Annotated in this window: 14 protein-coding genes; 2 read left to right on the forward strand and 12 right to left on the reverse strand. The window is 73.6% G+C overall.

Features of this window, described 5'->3' with window-relative positions; all coding sequences use genetic code 11:
• Positions 1–33 precede the first annotated feature (33 nt).
• On the reverse strand, positions 34–1,341 hold the full coding sequence (locus ABD811_RS22655) for a phenylacetate--CoA ligase family protein (RefSeq protein ID WP_344951101.1): 1,308 nt from the start codon (positions 1,339–1,341) through the stop codon (positions 34–36).
• Between the two features lie 273 nt (positions 1,342–1,614).
• On the opposite strand from ABD811_RS22655, the gene ABD811_RS22660 reads away from it, so the two are divergent.
• Together ABD811_RS22660 and ABD811_RS22665 are read left to right on the forward strand one after the other, a co-directional pair.
• Positions 1,615–2,640 carry a M48 family metallopeptidase gene (locus tag ABD811_RS22660; protein WP_344951103.1) on the forward strand — a complete coding sequence of 342 codons (1,026 nt, stop codon included), beginning with the start codon at positions 1,615–1,617 and terminating at the stop codon, positions 2,638–2,640.
• Between the two features lie 85 nt (positions 2,641–2,725).
• Positions 2,726–3,889, forward strand: a complete 1,164-nt coding sequence (locus tag ABD811_RS22665; RefSeq protein ID WP_344951106.1) for a sensor histidine kinase — start codon at positions 2,726–2,728, stop codon at positions 3,887–3,889.
• 9 nt (positions 3,890–3,898) lie between these two features.
• Here ABD811_RS22665 and ABD811_RS22670 read toward each other — a convergent pair whose 3' ends face one another.
• The 11 genes from ABD811_RS22670 to mreD form a co-directional block, all read right to left on the reverse strand.
• Positions 3,899–5,200, reverse strand: a complete 1,302-nt coding sequence (locus ABD811_RS22670) for a glutamate-5-semialdehyde dehydrogenase (protein WP_344951109.1) — start codon at positions 5,198–5,200, stop codon at positions 3,899–3,901.
• A gap of 27 nt (positions 5,201–5,227) precedes the next feature.
• Complete coding sequence (gene proB / locus ABD811_RS22675; RefSeq protein ID WP_344951172.1) at positions 5,228–6,367, reverse strand: glutamate 5-kinase; 1,140 nt, start codon at positions 6,365–6,367, stop codon at positions 5,228–5,230.
• Positions 6,368–6,429: 62 nt separating this feature from the next.
• Positions 6,430–7,827 carry a GTPase ObgE gene (gene obgE / locus ABD811_RS22680; RefSeq protein ID WP_344951112.1) on the reverse strand — a complete coding sequence of 466 codons (1,398 nt, stop codon included), beginning with the start codon at positions 7,825–7,827 and terminating at the stop codon, positions 6,430–6,432.
• A gap of 112 nt (positions 7,828–7,939) precedes the next feature.
• Complete coding sequence (gene rpmA / locus ABD811_RS22685; protein WP_344951115.1) at positions 7,940–8,197, reverse strand: 50S ribosomal protein L27; 258 nt, start codon at positions 8,195–8,197, stop codon at positions 7,940–7,942.
• An 11-nt stretch (positions 8,198–8,208) separates the two neighbouring features.
• Positions 8,209–8,523, reverse strand: coding sequence for a 50S ribosomal protein L21 (gene rplU, locus ABD811_RS22690; RefSeq protein WP_344951118.1), 315 nt, complete (start codon positions 8,521–8,523; stop codon positions 8,209–8,211).
• A 297-nt stretch (positions 8,524–8,820) separates the two neighbouring features.
• Entirely contained in the window at positions 8,821–11,805 is a 2,985-nt protein-coding gene (locus tag ABD811_RS22695; RefSeq protein ID WP_425549446.1) for an Rne/Rng family ribonuclease, read from the reverse strand.
• A 360-nt stretch (positions 11,806–12,165) separates the two neighbouring features.
• Positions 12,166–12,969, reverse strand: coding sequence for a TIGR03936 family radical SAM-associated protein (locus tag ABD811_RS22700; protein WP_344951175.1), 804 nt, complete (start codon positions 12,967–12,969; stop codon positions 12,166–12,168).
• A 288-nt stretch (positions 12,970–13,257) separates the two neighbouring features.
• On the reverse strand, positions 13,258–15,180 hold the full coding sequence (locus ABD811_RS22705) for a TIGR03960 family B12-binding radical SAM protein (protein WP_344951178.1): 1,923 nt from the start codon (positions 15,178–15,180) through the stop codon (positions 13,258–13,260).
• A gap of 159 nt (positions 15,181–15,339) precedes the next feature.
• Positions 15,340–16,449: a rod shape-determining protein RodA gene (rodA, locus tag ABD811_RS22710; protein WP_425549447.1), complete on the reverse strand. Its 1,110-nt coding sequence runs from the start codon at positions 16,447–16,449 to the stop codon at positions 15,340–15,342.
• A gap of 95 nt (positions 16,450–16,544) precedes the next feature.
• The gene (gene mrdA / locus ABD811_RS22715) at positions 16,545–18,815 is read right to left on the reverse strand and encodes a penicillin-binding protein 2 (protein ID WP_344951125.1); all 2,271 of its coding nucleotides are present in this window, start codon (positions 18,813–18,815) and stop codon (positions 16,545–16,547) included.
• Entirely contained in the window at positions 18,812–19,423 is a 612-nt protein-coding gene (gene mreD, locus ABD811_RS22720; RefSeq protein WP_344951127.1) for a rod shape-determining protein MreD, read from the reverse strand. Before mreD ends, mrdA begins: the two co-directional genes overlap by 4 nt.

Here is a 19,423-nt window from a genome sequence, read left to right on the forward strand (position 1 = left end):
TGATCGAACCCACCGGGGGTCGATCGGGTGCCGTCAGGTGGCCGCCAGGGGCCGGTCCAGGCCCGGGATGGGCGGTTCGCCGGACTCCCACGTCACGACCCGCACCGCCTTGCCGATCTCCACGCGCGGGACGGCGCCCGCGGGCAGGGCGCGCACCTCGGCGGCCAGGCCGATCTCGGCGCGCAGCAGCCGGGCCAGCTCGGCGGACACCTCCCGGCCCTCGTGCGGCTCGCAGGCCACGATCAGCCGGCTGCGGGGCTCGCGACGGTCGACGACGAGCTGGTAGTGCGGTCCGACCAGGCCGGACGCCAGCAGCACCCGTTCCACCTCGCTGGGGTAGACGTTGACGCCGCGGATCACCAGCATGTCGTCGACGCGGCCGGTGACCTTGCTCATCCGCACCAGCGTCCGGCCGCAGTCGCACGCGCCGTGGGTGAGGGAGGCGATGTCGCCGGTGCGGTAGCGCAGCAGCGGAAGCGCCTGCTTGGTGGGGGTGGTGAACACCAGTTCGCCGAGCCGCCCCTCGGCGCACGGCTCGCCCGTCTCGGGGTCGATCGTCTCGACGATGAAGTGGTCCTCGTTGACGTGCAGGCCGTTCTGCTCCAGGCACTCGGTGGCCACGCCCGGCCCGATGATCTCCGACAGCCCGTAGATGTCCACGGCCTTGATCGGCAGGACGGCCTCGATGGCGGCGCGCATCTCCGCCGACCACGGCTCGGCGCCGAACACCCCGGCGCGCAGCGACGACACGTCCGCGCCCGCCTCGGCGGCCGCCTCGCCCAGCCGCAGCGCGTACGCGGGCGTGCAGGTCAGGATGTCGGGACGCAGGTCGGCGATCATGCGGACCTGCCGTTCGGTCATCCCGCCCGACATGGGCACCACGGTGGCGCCGAGCGCCACCGCGCCCTGGTGGATGCCGATGCCGCCGGTGAACAGGCCGTATCCGTAGGCGTTGTGGACGACGCTGCCGGGCCCGGCGCCCGCGCACGCCAGCGACCGGGCGCACATCGCCGCCCACAGCTCCAGGTCGGCGCGCGTGTAGGCGACGAGGGTGGGCCGTCCGCGGGTGCCGCTGGACCCGTGCACGGCCGCGATCTGGTCTTGCGGCACGGCCACCATGCCGAACGGGTAGGCGTCCCACAGGTCCTGTTTGGTGGTGTACGGCAGCCGCGGCAGATCGGTCAGGGTGACGTCGGCGCCGCGTTCGATCCCGGCCTCTCGGAGCCGTTCGCCCTGCACGCCCCCGGACGCCAGCAGCCGGTCGATCAGGCCCCACAGACGGTGCCGCTGCAGCGCGGCCCGCTCGTCCCGGGACATGGCCTCGGCCTTCGGATCGAACATCGCGCCTCCTCGCGCCACGCCGCTGCTGATCCGCATTCCAGCCCCAAGCCCGCCGGGAGCGCAACCCCCCGGCGTGATCACGCCGCCCTGATCCCGCATGCCAGGCCGTACGCACCCCGCCCGCGCCGGAGTTCGGTCGGGCCCGGACTCGGGCGCGGGCACGCGGACGCCGGCCACGCGGGAAAAGTTCGCGGCCGCTGCCGGACGCGGCCGACCGGCGATCTTGCGGGGAACCCGGGGGCCGCGGCGTTCGTCGGACATACCATGCCGGATATGACGACGAATACACCGGACCGAGCGCGCACACGCTTTCCCGGGATCAGTTCCCGTGCCTACGAACACCCGGCGGACCGTTCGGCGCTGGTGGCGCTGCGCTCGCTGACCGGGTTCGACGTCGTCCTGCGACGGCTGTCGGGGCTGTTCAATGAGCGGGCGATCCGCCTGGCCTTCCTCGGCGGGGCGGTGCGGGCGGGCGACAACCAGTTCCGCAACCTGCACGACATGGTGCGCGACGCCGCCTACATCCTGGACCTTCCGGAGGTCCCCGAGGTCTACGTCCAGCAGTCGCCGCAGCCCAACGCCATGGCGATCGGGTCCGACCACCCGTTCATCGTGGTCAACACCGGGCTGCTGGACCTGCACGACGACGAGGAGCTGCGGTTCATCATCGCGCACGAGGTCGGGCACATCCTGTCCGGCCACGCGGTCTACCAGACGATGATGATGATCCTGACCCGGCTGGGCGCGCGGCTGGCGTGGCTGCCGCTGGGCAACATCGGCATCGCGGCGATCATCATGGGGCTGCAGGAGTGGTTCCGCAAGGCCGAGCTGTCGGCCGACCGGGCGGGGCTGCTGGCCGGGCAGGACCTCGACGCGGCCAAGCGCACCATGATGAAGATGGCCGGCGGCACCCGCCTGTCGGAGATGAACACCGAGGCGTTCCTGGCGCAGGCCCGCGAGTACGACGCCGCCGGGGACGTCCGCGACGGGTTCCTGAAGTTCCTCAACCTGCTGAACCTCACCCACCCGTACCCGGTCATCCGGTTCGCCGAGATCGACAGGTGGGCGACGAGCGGCGAGTACGAGCGGATCCTGGGCGGCGACTACCCGCGCCGCGAGGACGACGCCAACGCCTCGATCTCCGAGGAGATCCGCAACGCGGCCAACGCCTACCGCGAGTCGTGGTCGCAGAGCGCCGACCCGTTCATCGGCAAGGTCCGCGACATCGCCGAGGGCGCCGCGTCCGCCGCGGGCGGCCTGTTCGACCGCGTCACCCGCCGGACCAACGGCGGCGCCTGACCGCACCGCGCCACGACGGCCCGCGCGTCCCCGCCGGGACGCCCGGGCCGTCGCGCGTCTCCGCCGCACACGCCAGGATGGGCGCGTGTTGCTCGACGCGCTGAAGAAGAACCGCTCCCTCCAGGACGGGCCGCTCGCGGGTGTGATGGCCACCGCCGCGGTCACCTACGTACTGGTGCATCCCGGCCACCGGCCGCTGGACGCGGTGGGCGTGCTGCTGCTGGGCGGCGCGTACACGGTGCTGACGTGGCGGCGCAGATGCCCGGCGGTGGTGATGGTCGCCGTGGTCGTGCTGCTGGTGCCCTACAACCTGCTGGAGTACCGCAACGAGGCGGGCATCCCGGCCGGGCTGCTGGCCCTGTTCACCCTGTCCGCGCTGGGCGGGCGGCGGCAGGCGGTGCTGTCCGGCCTGGGGGTCCTGGCGGTCGTGCTCACCGGCATGACCGTGGTGAAGTCGGGCGTGCACTTCGGCGCGCCGCAGCTCGGCGCGATCGGGTGGACCGCCGACGCGGTGATCGCGGGCCAGGCGTGGCGGAGCCACCGGGCGTACGTGGCGGCGATCATCGACCGGGCCGAGCGCGCCGAGCGGACCCGCGAGGAGGAGGTCCGGCGGCGCGTGGCCGAGGAGCGGCTGCGCATCGCCCGCGACCTGCACGACCTGCTCTCGCACAGCATCACGGTGATCGGGGTGCGGGCCGGGGCGGCGGCGCACCTGGTGGGGGGCGACCGGCCGATCGACCGCGCCGAGCTGGCCGAGGCCCTCGGCGACATCGCGGGCACCTGCCGGACCGCCCGCAAGGAGCTGCGCGCCACCCTGGCGGTGCTGCGCGCCGCCGACGGCGGCGCCGGCGAGCCCCTGCCCGAGCTGGACCGGGTGGGCGAGCTGGCGGACGTGGCGCGGGCCGCGGGCCTGGAGGTCACGCTGGACGAGCGCGGCGACACCGAGATCTCCGCCGAGGTCGGCGTGGCGGCGTACCGCATCGTCCAGGAGGCCCTCACCAACGTGATCAAACACGCCGACGCGCGGTCGGTGCGGATCTCGCTGTGCCGGGCGGACGACCGGCTGCTGGTGACCGTCGAGGACGACGGCCGCGGACCGGCGGCGGGCGACGGCCCGCGGGGGTTCGGGCTGGTCGGCATGACCGAACGGGCGCGCAGCGTCGGCGGGACGCTGCGCGCCGGTCGCGGGCCGCGCGGCGGCTTCGTCGTCGGCGCCGAGCTGCCGCTCGACGCCGGGCACGGCGGCTGAGCGGCGCCCTCAGGAGGCGGGCGGGGTCTGGCCCTTCAGGTGGCCCTCGCCCGTCACCACGTACTTGGTGGACGTCAGCTCCGGCAGCCCCATGGGGCCGCGGGCGTGCAGCTTCTGGGTCGAGATGCCGATCTCGGCGCCGAAGCCGAACTCCTCCCCGTCGGTGAAGCGGGTGGAGGCGTTGACCATGACCGCGGCCGAGTCCACCGTCGCCACGAACCGGCGGGCCTCCTGCTGGGAGGAGGTGACGATCGCCTCGGTGTGCCCGGAGCCGTACGTGCGGATGTGCGCGACCGCCTCGTCCAGGGAGTCGACGACGCGGACGGCGATGTCCAGGGACAGGTACTCGGCGTACCAGTCCTCCTCGGTGGCCGGGACGACGTCGTCGTGGCCGTTCCGGGCCGCGAGGGCGCGGACCCGCTCGTCGCCGTGCACGGTCACGCCCTTGGCGCGCAGCGCCTCCAGCACCCGCGGCAGGAACGCCTCGGCGATGCCCGCGTGCACCAGCAGCGTCTCGGCGGCGTTGCACACCGACGGCCGCTGGGTCTTGGCGTTGACGACGATGTCGACGGCCATGTCCAGGTCGGCCCAGGCGTCCACGTACACCGCGCAGTTGCCGACCCCCGTCTCGATCACCGGGACGGTCGACTCCTCCACCACCGAGTTGATCAGGGACGCGCCGCCGCGCGGGATCAGCACGTCCACCAGGCCGCGCGCCCGCATCAGGTGCTTGACCGACTCGCGGCTGGTGCCGGGCACGAGCTGGACCGCCTCCTGCGGCACCGCCGTGCCGGCCAACGCGTCCTGCATCACCCGCACCAGCACCGTGTTGGACTCGATCGCCGACGACGAGCCGCGCAGCATCGCCACGTTGCCGCTCTTGAGGCACAGCGCGGCGGCGTCCACGGTGACGTTGGGACGGCCCTCGTAGATGATCCCGACCACGCCCAGCGGCACCCGGATCTGCCGCAGCTCCAGCCCGTTGGGAAGTACGTTCCCGCGCACCGTCTCGCCGACCGGGTCGGGCAGCGCGGCGACCTTGCGGACCGCCTCGGCGATCGCGGCGATCCGCTCGGTCGACAGGCTCAGCCGGTCGATCATGTACTCGGAGATGCCCGCCTCCCGGGCCCGCGCCACGTCGCCCGCGTTGGCCTTGACGATCTCGGGCGCGGCGGCCGTCAGCCCGTCGGCGATCGCGTGCAGGGCCGCGTCCTTGGCCGCCCGCGGCAGCGGCGCCAGCGTCGCCGTGGCGTCCTTGGCCAGCCGCGCCACGCGCAGGAACTCCTCGCGCTCCCGGTCCCGCTCACCCATCACCGGCTCCTTACTGTCCAGGTCCAGTCAGACGTCCAGGATCACGAGATCGTCGCGGTGGATGATCTCGCGTTCGTACTCGGGCCCCAGCTCGCGGGCCAGCCACCGGGTGGAGCGGCCCATCAGGTCGGGGATCTCCCCCGCGTCGTAGTTCACCAGCCCGCGCGCCACCACGCGGCCGTCCGCGCCGCACAGGTCCACCGGGTCGCCCGCGGCGAAGTCGCCCTCCACGCCGGTCACCCCGGCGGGCAGCAGCGACTTGCGGCGCTTGACCACGGCCTCGACCGCGCCCGCGTCGAGGACGATGCGGCCCTGCCCGGTGGTGGCGTGCGCCAGCCACAGGTGCCGGGTCGACATGCGGCTCTCCCGGGACGGGTGGAAGTACGTCCCGACGGGCTCCCCCGCCAGGGCGGGCGCGGCGGACGCGGCGTTGGTCAGCACCACCGGCACGCCCGCGATCCGCGCCGCCTCGATCTTGGTGATCATGCCGCCGGTGCCGACCTTGCGCGCCTGGTTCGGCCCGCCGATGCGGATGCCCGCCAGGTCGGCGGGCTCGCGGACCTGCTCGACGCGGCGGGCGCCGGGCCGGCGCGGGTCGCCGGTGTAGAGGGCGTCCACGTCCGACAGCAGCAGCAGGGCGTCCGCCCGGGTCAGATGCGCGACCAGCGCGGCCAGCCGGTCGTTGTCGCCGAACCGGATCTCGTCGGTGGCGACCGTGTCGTTCTCGTTGACGATCGGCACGATGCCCAGGGCGAGCAGCTGGTCCAGGGTGCGCTGGGCGTTGCGGTGGTGGGCCCGGCGGATCATGTCGTTGGACGTCAGCAGCACCTGCCCGACCGTCAGCCCGTAGCGGGCGAAGGAGGACGTGTAGCGGGCGATCAGCAGGCCCTGCCCCACGCTGGCCGCGGCCTGCTGCAACGCCAGGTCGGACGGCCGGCGCGCCAGGCCCAGCGGCCCGAGGCCGGCGGCGATCGCGCCGGACGAGACGAACACGATCTCCTTGCCCGCGGCGCGCCGGGCGGCCAGCACGTCGACCAGCGCGTCCACCCGGTCGGCGTCGATGGTGCCGAGCGGGGTGGTCAGCGAGGACGACCCCGCCTTCACCACGATCCGCCGGGCCCCGGCGAACACCTCACGCGCCCGCGCGAGCTCGTCGCCGGCCGTCATCACGGCGCTGCGCTCGCTGCTCATGCTCTCCCTCGCCGATGGAGCCGATGGATGGGTCTGGTTCAGCGGCCGTCGAGGCGGCTGTCGGTGCCGCGCGGGCCGTGCCCGGGACCGCCGCCGGCGGGCACGTCCGGCTCCCAGTCGAAGACCACCGAGTCGTCCGGCGTGCCGATCAGCACGGTGGCGCCCGCGGCCGCGCCCGCCTCGGCCAGCGCCTCCTCCACGCCCAGACGGGCCAGCCGGTCGGCCAGGTAGCCCACCGCCTCGTCGTTGGTGAAGTCGGTCTGGCGCAGCCAGCGCACCGGCTTCTCACCGGTGATCAGGTAGGTGTTGTCGCCCATGTCCTTGATCTCGAAGTCGGCGCCGCCGACCGGACGCGGCCGGATCACCAGGCGGGTCGGCTCGGCCGGGGGCAGCGCCGCCCGGTATGCCTCCACCATCTCCGCCAGCGCGAACGTCAGCTCCCGCAGCCCCTCGCGGCTGGCCGCCGACACCTCGAACACCTTCATGCCGCGCTTCTCGAACTCGGGCCGCACCAGCTCGGCCAGATCGCGGGCGTCCGGCACGTCCACCTTGTTCAGCACGACCAGGCGGGGCCGGTCCGACAGCGGGCGGTCGCCCAGCTCGCGGTCGTAGGCGGCCAGCTCCCGCTCGATCACCTCGAAGTCGCTGACCGGGTCGCGGCCCGGCTCGGGCGTGGCGCAGTCCAGCACGTGCGCCAGGGTGGAGCAGCGCTCGATGTGCCGCAGGAACGCGTGGCCCAGGCCGCGGCCCTCGCTGGCGCCCTCGATCAGCCCGGGCACGTCGGCGACGGTGAACGTGGTGTCACCCGCCTCGACCACGCCCAGGTTCGGCACCAGCGTGGTGAACGGATAGTCGGCGATCTTGGGGCGGGCCGCGGACATCGCCGCGATCAGCGACGACTTGCCCGCGCTGGGGAAGCCGACCAGCGCCACGTCCGCGACGCTCTTGAGTTCGAGCACCACCTCGCGCTCGTCGCCGGGCTCGCCCAGCAGCGCGAACCCGGGCGCCTTGCGCTTGGCCGAGGCCAGCGCCGCGTTGCCGAGGCCGCCGTGCCCGCCCTGCGCGATGACGAAGCGGGTGCCCTCCCCCACCAGGTCGGCCAGCACGTTGCCGTCGCGGTCCTTGACGACCGTGCCGTCCGGCACGCTGAGCTCCACGTCGTCGCCGTTGGCGCCGGTGCGGTGCCCGCCCTGCCCGGGACGCCCGTTGGGCGCCTTGCGGTAGGGGCGGCGGTGGTACTCCAGCAGGCTGGCGGTGCCGGTGTCCACGCGCAGGACCACGTTGCCGCCGCGGCCGCCGTTGCCGCCGTCGGGGCCGCCGAGCGGCTTGAACTTCTCCCGGTGGATCGAGGCGCAGCCGTGGCCGCCGTGACCCGCGACGACATGCAGCACCACACGGTCGACGAACTGCGCGCCCTGCTGGGTGGCTGCGGCCATGGTCTTCTCCTACGGCTGGACGGCTGAGGCTGGACGGTTCGGTGCCCGGTAACGAGACGAAGGGGCGGACCGGGTTCGGTCCGCCCCTTCACCAACGTCGCTGTGCGGCGGATTACTCCGCCGGCGGGACGATGCTCACCGCGTTGCGGCCGCGGTAGCGCCGGAACTCCACGGTGCCCGCGACCAGCGCGAACAGCGTGTCGTCACCACCGCGCCCGACGCCGGGCCCGGGGTGGAAGTGGGTGCCGCGCTGGCGGACCAGGATCTCGCCGGCGTTCACCAGCTGGCCGCCGAAGCGCTTGACACCCAGGCGCTTGGAGGTCGAGTCGCGACCGTTGCGGCTGGACGACGCGCCCTTCTTGTGTGCCATGTGACCGCTCCTTACTTCCCGGCCTTGATACCGGTGATCTTGACCTGGGTGTACGGCTGGCGGTGGCCCATCCGCCGCTTGTACCCGGTCTTGTTCCGGTAGTGCATGATGTTGATCTTGGGGCCCTTGACCGCGCCGAGAATCTCGCCGGTCACCTCGTAGTTGGCAAGGTCGGCCTTGGAGCTGACGACGTCGTCGCCGTCGACCACCAGCACGGCCGGGAACGTGACCGTCGAGCCGACCTCACCGGCCAGCTTGTCGACGGTGAGCACGTCGCCCGTGGCCACCTTCTCCTGCCTGCCGCCTGCGCGGACAATCGCGTACACCGCGGAAACCCTTCGTTAGCGCGCGCTTCCGGAATCAACCGGTCCCACACGTGGTCTTCCACCAGCCCTCGGATGAGGGCCTACCCCCGGCCGGAACCGGAGGCGGCACACCGGGGTCTGGACCCGGTGCTCTGTGCTTGGACCCCGCCGGACGAGCGGGGGACGCACGTCCCGATCCCTCGGGCTCGGGGTGCGAAGCCGAACGACGCGCTCGCACGCGCCGAAGTCCAAGGGTACCGGATGCCCGGACCGGAGCGCGAACCACGCGGTCCGGTCCGGGCGCCCGGCTCATCGGCCCTATTCGGCGTCGGCCTGCCCGACGTCGGCCGCGCCGACCTCCGCCTTCGCGCGGGTCCGGCGGGTGCGGCGGCGACGGCCGTTGGCCGCGGTCGGCGCCTCCTCGCCGTCCTCGGCCGCGGCGGGCTGCTCGCCGTCGTCGGCGGGCTCCACGGCCTCCAGCGTGCCCGGGACGGCCTCGGCCGCCTCGGCCGCGGCTTCGGCGGCCTCCACGGCCGCCTCCGCCGGCGACTCCTCCTCGTCGCTCGCGGCCTCGGCCGCCGGCGCGGCCTCCGACGCGGCCTCCGCCTCGGCCTTGGCCGCCGCGCTCTTGCTCCGGCTGGAACGGCGCCGCCGGGCGGGACGCTCGGCGGTCTCGGCGGCCTGCGCGGCCGCCGGCTCCTCGGCGGGCGCCTCCTCGGCGTCCGCCTTCGCCGCCTCGGCCTTGACGGACTCGTGCTGCGCCAGCTTCTCCTCGACGGCCTTCTCGACCTCGCCCTTGCGCTTGCGGCGGCGGCCGCCGCCGGTGCCGGCCGACTTGTCCGGCTTGGGCTCCACGGGCGTGAGCTGGACGTGGATACCGCGGCCGTTGCAGCACTCGCAGGTCTCCGAGAACGCCTCCAGCAGGCCCTGCCCGACCCGCTTGCGAGTCATCTGCACCAGGCCCAGCGACGTGACCTCGGCGACCTGGTGCTTGGTACGGTCCCGCGACAGGCACTCCACCAGGCGGCGCAGCACCAGGTCGCGGTTGCTCTCCAGCACCATGTCGATGAAGTCGATCACCACGATGCCGCCGATGTCGCGCAGCCGCAGCTGGCGCACGATCTCCTCGGCCGCCTCCAGGTTGTTGCGGGTGACCGTCTCCTCCAGGTTGCCGCCCTGGCCGGTGAACTTGCCGGTGTTGACGTCGATCACGGTCATCGCCTCGGTGCGGTCGATGACCAGCGAACCGCCGCTGGGCAGCCACACCTTGCGGTCCAGCGCCTTGGCGATCTGCTCGTCGATGCGGAACACCGACACCACGTCGGGGCCGCCGTTCCAGCGCTCCACCCGGTCGGCCAGGTGCGGCGCCACGTACCGCACGTACTCCGAGACGGTGTCCCACGCCTCGTCGCCGGAGACGACCAGCTTGCTGAAGTCCTCGTTGAAGATGTCGCGGACGACCCGGATGGTCAGGTCCGGCTCCCCGTACAGCAGCGACGGCGCCGAGGCCGACTTGACCTGCTTCTGGATGTTCTCCCACTGGGCCGCCAGGCGCGACACGTCGCGCGCCAGCTCCTCCTCGGTGGCGCCCTCGGCGGCGGTACGGACGATCACCCCGGCGTTGTCCGGCATGATCTTCTTGAGGATCTGCTTGAGGCGGCTGCGCTCCTTGTCGGGGAGCTTGCGGCTGATGCCGGTCATCGAGCCGTCCGGCACGTACACCAGGTAGCGGCCGGGCAGCGAGATCTGGCTGGTCAGCCGGGCGCCCTTGTGGCCCACCGGGTCCTTGGTGACCTGCACCAGCACCGACTGGCCGGACTTGAGCGCCGACTCGATGCGGCGCGGCTGGCCCTCCAGGCCCGCCACGTCCCAGTTGACCTCGCCGGCGTACAGCACCGCGTTGCGGCCCTTGCCGATGTCGACGAACGCCGCCTCCATCGACGGCAGCACGTTCTGCACCTTGCCGAGGTAGACGTTGCCCACGTACGACTGGTGCGTGGCGCGGTTGACGTAGTGCTCGACCAGGACGTTGTCCTCGAGGATGGCGATCTGGGTGCGCTCGCCCTCCTGGCGGATCACCATGACCCGCTCCACCGACTCGCGGCGGGCCAGGAACTCGGCCTCGGTGATCACCGGCGGGCGGCGGCGGCCCTGCTCGCGGCCCTCGCGGCGGCGCTGCTTCTTGGCCTCCAGCCGGGTCGAGCCGCGCACCGCCTGCACCTCGTCCTCGGCGGCCGCGCGGGCCTCGGCGGCGGGCCGCGACTCGCGCACGTGCACCACGGTGTTGGGCGGGTCGTCGGGCGCCACCGCCGGTTCGCCGTCCCCGGTCCCGGAGCGGCGACGGCGGCGCCGCCTGCGGCGGCTGGTGCCGGACGCGCCGGACTCGGCGCCGTCCTCGTCGTCGCCGTCGGCCTCGTCCTGCTCGTCGGCGGGGGCCTTGGCGTCCTTGGCCCTGGCGTCCTTGGCCTTGGAGTCCTTGGCCTTGGCGTCCTTGGCCTCGTCGTCCTTGGCCTTGGGCTGCTGCTCGGGGGCCTCGGCGTCGTCCTCGGCGGTGGTGTCGTCCTCGCCGGCGTCCTTGCCGCGTCCACGGCCGCGTCCGCCCCGGCGGCGGCGCCGCCGCGAGGGACGGTCGGAGTCGTCGTCCTCGTCGTGGTCGGAGGGCCCGGTGTCCTCGTCCTGCGCGGTGTCGGCGTCGCCGGCCGTCTCGGCGGGCGCGGGGGCGGGCGCCACCGGCTGCGGCGGCTGGAAGACGACCATGGGCGGCTGGAAGGTCACCGAGGGAATGCCGAACGCGGCGACGGGCTCGGTCTCGGCGCCCTCCTCGGGCCCCTGCACGGCCGGCACCTCGGGCACCTGCGGGACGACCGGAACGGCCGGGGCCTGCGCGGCCTGCCGCGTCTCGGGCCGGGTCTCCGGCTCGGGCTCCGGCTGCGGTTCGGTCTGGGGCGGGGCCGCGGCCGCGGTGCGGCGGCGCGTACGGCGCGGGGCCGCCTCCTCGTCGCCGGTCTTGGCGCGCGAGCGCGTGGCCCGCTTGCGGGGGGCGGGCTCCTCGGCGGCCGGCTCGACGGCCTGCTCCGCGCTCGGCTCGGCGCTCGGCTCGGCGCTCGTCTCGGCGGCCGGCTCAGTGGTCGGCTCTGTCGTCGGCTCGGTCGTCTGTGCCGTCTCGTCGGACGCCTCGCCGGTCGTCTCACCGGAGGTCTCGGCGGGCGGTGCGGCGGGCGCGGCGGCCTCGGCGGCCGCCCGCGGGGGCTCCTGCCCGTCGCGCGTCGCGGGGCCGGACGCCTCGGACGACACCGTGATCACGGCGGGGGCCTCGTCCACCTCGGGGGGCGGGCCGGCGGGGCGGCTGGCGGCCCGGCGGCGCGGGCGCCGTGGGGCGCTTGCGGCGGGGTCCGCGGAAGTGATCTCGTTATCTGTGCCTTCGGCAGTGGCCGGATCGGCTTCGTTCTCCAACATGCGGGCAACTCCCGTCAGGCTCCCGGGCGCGACCACGCGCTCCGCCCCGGGGGCGGTGCGGTGCGGTGCGCCGCACGGGAGCTCTCTCCGTCAGTCAATCGGCGCCGTCACGTCCGGACCGCGATCCGGCAGCGACGACGAAGTCGTCGGGGGCGCGCCCGCCGTTCCCTGGAGACCGGTTCCGTGCGTCCGGCACGGCTTCGGCCCTTACGGACGGGCGCTGACGGCATCCACGCTCGCGGGCTCCGCGCTCTGCGTGCGCGCAGGGCCATGGCCCGCCGCGGCGTCGTCGCCGGACGGGGCCACGGTCTCCCGGTCGGGATCCAGCGGATCCGCGAGCTCACCGGTGCCTGCGTCCACGGGCCCCTGCGCCAGCCTGGTCACCAGCGGCGGCGACGGCGGCGCGAGGTCGGCGACCTGACGCAGTCCGGCGAGGATGTCGTCGGGTCGTACGGCGGGTGTGGTATGCCGAACAACCATTCGAAGTATCGCACAAGGGGCATCCGCCGCCGCCGAGGCGCGCCGGTCCAGCTCACAGGCGGACACGGCGGCGCGCACGTCGAACCGGCGCCGTCCCTTCTTGGTGAGGCGTTCCACCTCGATCCGGTCGGCGGCGACGAAGGCGTCGACGGCCCTCGCGGCGGCCTCGGCGTCCACGCCGTCCAGCCGCACCTGCCACAGCGACGCCTCCAGCCGGTCGGCCAGCGCCGCGGGCCGTGCGGCCTGCGCCTCCCCCGCGCGGGCCGGCGGCCGGGCCTCCACCACGTCGAGGACGTCCAGGCCGGCGGGCAGGGCGGCGTCAAGATCGCCGCGGACCCGCGCAGGGTCGCGGGTCTCGGTCAGCCCGAGTTCGAGGTATTCGGCCTCGCTGGCGACCCCGGTCGCCGCCGCGCCCGTGTACGAGATCTTCGGGTGCGGGGTGAATCCCGCGCTGAACGCGACAGGGATCCCGGCGCGCCGCACGGCGCGTTCCACGGCCCGGGAGATGTCGCGGTGGCTGGTGAACCGCATCCTGCCGCGCTTGGCGTACCGCACGCGCAGGCGCTGGATCACGGGGGCCGGCGCGGGACCCTCCGGCTGGGGTGCCAGGGCTCCAGTCCTTCCTACTCGCATCGAGTCGAAAACGTCTCCCTATAGAGTACGGGCCCCCGGCCCCCCTTTCGCCCACGCCCGGCCCCAGACACCCCCGCATCGGCCGGGACGGGCCGTGCTCCGCCCCGTGTGAACGGCGGGCGGAACAGGCTCCGGACGCCCGTGCCCACGCCGTCGGGCGCGCGGGCACAGGCGGTCAAGGCCAGGTCAGACGACCGAAAGGGGAAGGAGTTTGCGGCCGGTGGGACCGATCTGGATCTCGGTGCCCATGGTCGGGCAGACGCCGCAGTCGTAGCAGGGCGTCCAGCGGCAGTCCTCGACCTCGGTCTCGTCGACGGCGTCCTGCCAGTCCTGCCAGAGCCACTCGCGGTCGAGACCGGCGTCCAGGTGGTCCCAGGGCAGCACCTCGACCTCGTCGCGCTCGCGCGTGGTGTACCAGTCCAGGTCGACCGGCTCGTCGGCCAGGGCCTTGTCGGCGCAGGCCACCCAGCGGTCGTAGGAGAAGTGCTCGCTCCAGCCGTCGAAGCGGCCGCCGTCCTCCCACACCGCGCGGATGATCGCGCCGACCCGGCGGTCGCCGCGCGACAGCAGGCCCTCGATGATCGACGGCTTGCCCTCGTGGTAGCGCAGGCCGATGGCGCGGCCGTACTCCTTGTCCCTGCGCAGCGTGTCGCGCAGGGCGCGCAGCCGCCGGTCGACGGTCTCGTGGTCGCACTGCGCGGCCCACTGGAACGGGGTGTGCGGCTTGGGCACGAACCCGCCGATGGACACGGTGCAGCGGATGTCGCGGCGGCCGGTGGCCTCCCGGCCCGCCTGGATCACCCGGCGGGCCATGTCGGCGATGGCCAGGACGTCCTCGTCCTCCTCGGTGGGCAGCCCGCACATGAAGTACAGCTTGACCTGCCGCCAGCCGTTCTCGTAGGCGGTGGTCACGGTGCGGATCAGGTCGTCCTCGGTGACCATCTTGTTGATCACCTTGCGCATCCGCTCGGAGCCGCCCTCGGGCGCGAACGTCAGCCCGGACCGGCGGCCGTTGCGCGACAGCTCGTTGGCCAGCGTGATGTTGAAGGCGTCCACGCGGGTGGACGGCAGCGACAGCGAGGTGTTGGTGCCCTCGTACCGGTCGGCCAGCCCCTTGGCGATGTCGCCGATCTCGCTGTGGTCGGCGCTGGACAGGCTGAGCAGTCCCACCTCGGGGAAGCCGCTCTCCCGGACGCCGGTCTCCACCATGTCGCCGATGGTGGTGATCGACCGCTCGCGCACCGGACGGGTGATCATCCCGGCCTGGCAGAAGCGGCAGCCGCGGGTGCAGCCCCGGAAGATCTCCACGCTGTAGCGCTCGTGCACGGTCTCGGCGAGCGGCACCAGCGGCTTGCGCGGGTACGGCCACTCGTCCAGGTCCATGACGGTGTGCTTGGCGATCCGCCACGGCACGCCCGGGCGGTTGGGCGCGACCCGCTGGATGCGGCCGTCCGGCAGGTACGTCACGTCGTAGAACTTCGGCACGTACACCCCGCCGGAGGAGGCCAGCCGCAGCAGCAGCTCGTCGCGGCCGCCGGGACGGCCCTCGGCCTTCCACTCCCGGACCACCTCGGTGATCGCCAGCGCGATCTCCTCGCCGTCGCCGAGCACCGCCGCGTCCAGAAACTCGGCGATCGGCTCGGGGTTGAACGCGGCGTGCCCGCCGGCGAGCACGATCGGGTGCTCGTCGCCGCGTTCGGCCGCAGCCAGCGGGATGCCCGCCAGGTCCAGCGCGGTCAGCAGGTTGGTGTAGCCCAGCTCGGTCGCGAAGCTCACGCCCAGCAGGTCGAACGCGGCGACCGGGCGGTGCGCGTCGACGGTGAACTGCGGGACGCCGTGCTCGCGCATCAGCTTCTCGAGGTCCGGCCACACCGAGTAGGTGCGCTCGGCCAGCACGCCCTCGCGCTCGTTGAGGATCTCGTAGAGGATCTGGACGCCCTGGTTGGGCAGCCCCACCTCGTAGGCGTCCGGGTACATCAGCGCCCAGCGCACCTCTGCCTCGTCCCAGTCCTTGACCTGGGAGTTCAGTTCGCCGCCCACGTACTGAATCGGCTTCTGCACGCGCGGGAGCAGCGGCTCCAGACGCGGGAAGATCGACTCGACCGGCATGACGGTGCCTCCGATGATGTGGACGCGGGATGCAAAGCTCACTCAGGGCTTTTCAGCCTACCGGCGCCCACGACCGCGCGCGGATCCGTCGAGTCGCCGGGGTGGACGTCCCGCCGGTCGAACCCCCCGTGGGAACGACCCACCGGTCGGGTCCCCCGGTCAGTCGAAGGGATTGCGTCTCAGGTGGACGGCCTGCAGCAGGCCGAGGGCGATCATGTTGGCGAACGTGGCCGAGCCGCCGTAGGACACGAACGGCAGCGGCAGTCCCGTGATCGGCATGATGCCCAGCGTCATGCCGATGTTCTCGAACGACTGGAACGCCAGCCAGCACACCACGCCGCTGGCCACCAGCGTGCCGAACAGGTCGGCGGCCTGGGTGGCGATGCGCAGGCCCCGCCACAGCACCACGCCGAGCAGCACCACGATCGCGGCCGCCCCGATGAAGCCGAGCTCCTCGCCGGCGACGGTGAAGATGAAGTCGGTCTGCTGCTCGGGGACGAAGTGGCCGCCGGTCTGCTCGCCGTGGAACAGGCCCTTGCCGAACACGCCCCCCGACCCCACGGCGATCTTGGCCTGCTGGGCGTTGTAGCCGGCGCCGCGCGGGTCGTGCGAGGGGTCGAGGAACGCGGTGAACCGGGCGATCTGGTACGGCTTGAGCAACCCGAAGAAGAACACCAGGAACCCGGCCAGCAGGCCGCCGCCGACCAGCCCGGCCAGCCAGCGCTTGCGCACCCCGCAGATCGTCAGCATGCCCAGCACCACCGCGCCGAACACCAGCGTCGTGCCCAGGTCGGGCTGGCCCATGACCAGCGCCGCGGGCAGTCCGGCCAGCGCCAGCGCCCACAGGATGTCCTTGCTGCTCGGGCCGACCTCGCCATCGCGCGGCTCGCCGAGCAGCATCGCCAGCAGCACCACCAGCCCGACCTTGGCGAACTCCGACGGCTGCACCTGGAACCCGCCGCCGAGCACGATCCACGAGTGCGACCCGTTGATCGTCTCGCCGAGCGGGGACAGCACCGCCACCAGGCCCACGCAGGCCAGCCCGTACAGGATCGGCGCGTACGCGCGCAGCAGCCGGTAGTCCAGCAGCGCCACCACGGTGCCCAGCACGAACCCGATGACCAGGTTCAGCAGGTGCCGCTGGACGAAGGTCTCGGGGTCCCTGCCCTGCTCGGTCAGCAGCGGCACCGTGGCCGAGCGCACCAGCAGGGTGCCCACCACCGACAGCGCCAACGCGGCCAGCACCAGCGTCCAGTCCAGGCGGCGCATGCCCGCCAGGCGGCGCCGCCACACGGTCCGGTCGCCGTAGCCGCCGACCGCTCCCACGCCCGCCCCGGCGCCGCCGGAGCCCAGCCCGCCGCCGATCACCGTGCCGTCCTCGGCGTCGTGCCGGGCTCCTGGCGCGGCGCGGTGCTCGGCGGCAGGCCCGGCCCGTCGGTCAGCACGGTGTTCGGCGCGCCGCCCGGCGAGTCGTCCGGCGACGCCCCCGGGGACACGCCCGCGGACGCGCCCGGCGACGCGCTCGGGGAGGCGCTCGGCGTCGTGTCGGAACTCGTGCCGATCACCCCGCCCGATCCGGCCGGGGGCTTGGGCAGGTCCTTGGGCAGCTCGCCGTTCTCCAGCGCGGGCTTGGCGTCCTTCTTCAGCCCGTAGATCGCCTCGTAGATCTCGCGGACGGCGGGCGCGGCGGCCGAGGCGCCCGTGCCGCCCTGCGCGATCATCGCCACCACCGCGAACCTCGGCTTGTCCGCCGGGGCGAACGAGGCGAACCAGGAGGTGTCGGCCTTGCCGTAGACCTCGGCGGTACCGGTCTTGCCCGCCACGTGCACCTTCTTGAGGTCGAAGCCGCCGAACGCCCCGGCCGCGGTGCCCTCCTTGGTGACGTCGGCGAGCGCGTCGCGCATGTAGTCCAGGACCTTGCGGTCGACGTCCAGCTTCTTGGCCGGGGGCGGCGGGACGCGGCGCACCACCGAGCCGTCCGAGCGGACCACGGCCACGCCCAGGTGCGGGGTGACCAGCCGCCCCCCGTTGGCCACCGCGGCGTACGCGCGGGCCAGCTGCAGCGGCGTCACCAGCACGTCGCCCTGCCCGACGGAGAAGTTCGCGGCGTCACCGGCCCGCCACACGTAGCCCTCGGCGCAGTTCTCGGCGGCGATCGCCTTCAGGTACGCGGCGCGTCCGGGGTCGGTGCGCTCCAGGTTGGGGTAGCCCTGCTTGGCCGCCTTGCAGTCGGCGGCGCGGGTGGCCTCCCAGTAGCGGCGCTTCCACCCCCGGTCGGGGATGCGCCCGGTGCTCTCGCCGGGCAGGTCGATGCCGGTACGGCTGCCGAAGCCCCACTTGCGGGCCATCGCCACCATCGGGTCCTTGGGGTTGGCGCGCGGTTTCGTGCCGCCGTCGCGCAGCCACTCCTCGTAGGCGAACTTGTAGTAGATCGTGTCGCAGGACACCACCAGCGCCCTGTGCAGGTTCATGTCCCCGTGCCCCTGGCCCTCGAAGTTGCGGAAGGCGCGGCTGCCCACGTTGTAGGAGCCGGGGCAGGGATAGATGCCGTTGAGCGAGTAGCCGTCGGCCACCGCCGCGGCCGTCGAGGAGATCTTGAACGTGGAGCCCGGCGCGAACTGGCCCTGGGTGGCGCGGGAGATCAGCGGCTCGCCCTGCTTCTTGCCGAGCAGCGCGTCGTACTTCTCCTGGGAGATGCCGCCGGTCCACACCGACGGGTCGTAGGTGGGCATGCTCGCCAGCGCCACGACCTTGCCGGTCTGCACGTCCAGCACCACGGCGGCCGCCGCGTCGGCCGGGTGGCCCTGCGAGCGGGCGCTCTTCATCGCGTTGCGCAGCGCCTGCTCGGCCGCGCCCTGCACCTTCGCGTCGATGCTGGTGACCAGGTGACCGCCGGGCAGGGCGGCCTGCTCGGACGCGGTGCCGGTGACACGGCCCTGGCTGTCGACCAGCACCCGCCGCACCCCCGGACGGCCGCGCAGGTCGGCGTCGTAGGCGGCCTCCAGCCCGTCGCGGCCGACCAGGTCGACGCCGCTGTACCCGGTGACCCGGATGCCCTTGCGCTTGTCCAGCTCGTCCTGGGTGATGGGCTGCAGGTAGCCGAGCGCCTGCGCGGCGTTGGCGCCCTCGGGCTCGGGGTACTCCCGGACGGCCTGGAACTGCGCCGTCACGCCGGGGAACTCCTCCTGCCGCTCCATGATCTGCAGCGCGCGCTTGGGGTCGACGCGGTCGTCGACCGGGATCGGCTGGAACGGCGAACCCGGCCAGCACGGACGCTGGATGCCGGGCGCGCACAGCCGGATGCGCTTCTGCAGCTCGTCGTAGCCGATGCCGAGCACCCCGGCCAGGCGCCTGAGCACGGCCTCGCCCCGGTCCTTCTGCCGCATCAAGGTCGTGCGGTCCACCGACACGACCAGCGCGGTGCGGTTGCGCACCAGCGGACGGCCCTTGTCGTCCAGGATCATGCCGCGGATGGCGGGCACCACGATGTCGCGGGTGCGGTTCTGCGCGGCGACCTGCCGGTAGTGCTCGCCGTCGAGCACCTGCATCGTCCACAGGCGGCCCATCAGCACCAACAGCAGGGCGCCGACCAGCACGTACAGGACCACCAGCCGGAAGTGCGTGCGCGCGTTCACAGCCCGCCGCCCCGCCCGGACATCGCGCGGTAGCGGGCCGCGGGCACCGCGAACCGGTCGCGGCCCTTGTCGCCCCGGTCGTAGCGGCGGGTCACCCGCAGCACCGCCCACACCACGAACGGACTGGCCAGCACGTCGTAGAGCACCTGCAGCGGCACCATCCGCGACACCACGTCCCAGCTCGCGCGCGGGTCGGCCAGCAGCATGCCGGTCATCGCGTACAGCACCGTCCCGGCCAGCGCGCCGACGGCCACCGCCATGAACGGCACGAAGGTCTGCCGGTCCAGCTCCGCGGCGGCCATCCCGCACGCGTAACCGATCAGGCAGTACACCAGGGCGTAGCGGCCGAGGGTGTGGTCGGCGGGCGGGATGATGTCGGCGGCCAGCCCGGCGCAGAACCCGGTGACCACACCGGTCAGCGAGCCGTTGACCAGCGCCAGCGCCACCACCGCCAGCAGCACCAGGTCCGGTGTGACGTCACCGGGCAGCGGCAGCCGGTTGGCCACCGACACCTGCAGGATCAGCGCCACCGCGATCACCAGGGCGGCGGTCAGGCCCCGCCCGGCCGTCGACGGTTCCGGCGGGTTGGTCATGGGCGCGCGCAGCAC

It is taken from the genome of Actinomadura miaoliensis (genome assembly GCF_039536785.1).
GTDB lineage: Bacteria > Actinomycetota > Actinomycetes > Streptosporangiales > Streptosporangiaceae > Spirillospora > Spirillospora miaoliensis.

What these genes read in the sequence shown, in the direction of transcription:
- ABD811_RS22655 (WP_344951101.1), bottom strand. Translation starts at nt 1,341, where the DNA reads ATGTTCGATCCGAAGGCCGAGGCCATGTCCCGGGACGAGCGGGCCGCG.
- ABD811_RS22660 (WP_344951103.1), top strand. Translation starts at nt 1,615, where the DNA reads ATGACGACGAATACACCGGACCGAGCGCGCACACGCTTTCCCGGGATC.
- ABD811_RS22670 (WP_344951109.1), bottom strand. Translation starts at nt 5,200, where the DNA reads ATGGGTGAGCGGGACCGGGAGCGCGAGGAGTTCCTGCGCGTGGCGCGG.
- proB (WP_344951172.1), bottom strand. Translation starts at nt 6,367, where the DNA reads ATGACGGCCGGCGACGAGCTCGCGCGGGCGCGTGAGGTGTTCGCCGGG.
- obgE (WP_344951112.1), bottom strand. Translation starts at nt 7,827, where the DNA reads ATGGCCGCAGCCACCCAGCAGGGCGCGCAGTTCGTCGACCGTGTGGTG.
- rpmA (WP_344951115.1), bottom strand. Translation starts at nt 8,197, where the DNA reads ATGGCACACAAGAAGGGCGCGTCGTCCAGCCGCAACGGTCGCGACTCG.
- ABD811_RS22700 (WP_344951175.1), bottom strand. Translation starts at nt 12,969, where the DNA reads ATGCGGTTCACCAGCCACCGCGACATCTCCCGGGCCGTGGAACGCGCC.
- ABD811_RS22705 (WP_344951178.1), bottom strand. Translation starts at nt 15,180, where the DNA reads ATGCCGGTCGAGTCGATCTTCCCGCGTCTGGAGCCGCTGCTCCCGCGC.
- rodA (WP_425549447.1), bottom strand. Translation starts at nt 16,449, where the DNA reads ATGCGCCGCCTGGACTGGACGCTGGTGCTGGCCGCGTTGGCGCTGTCG.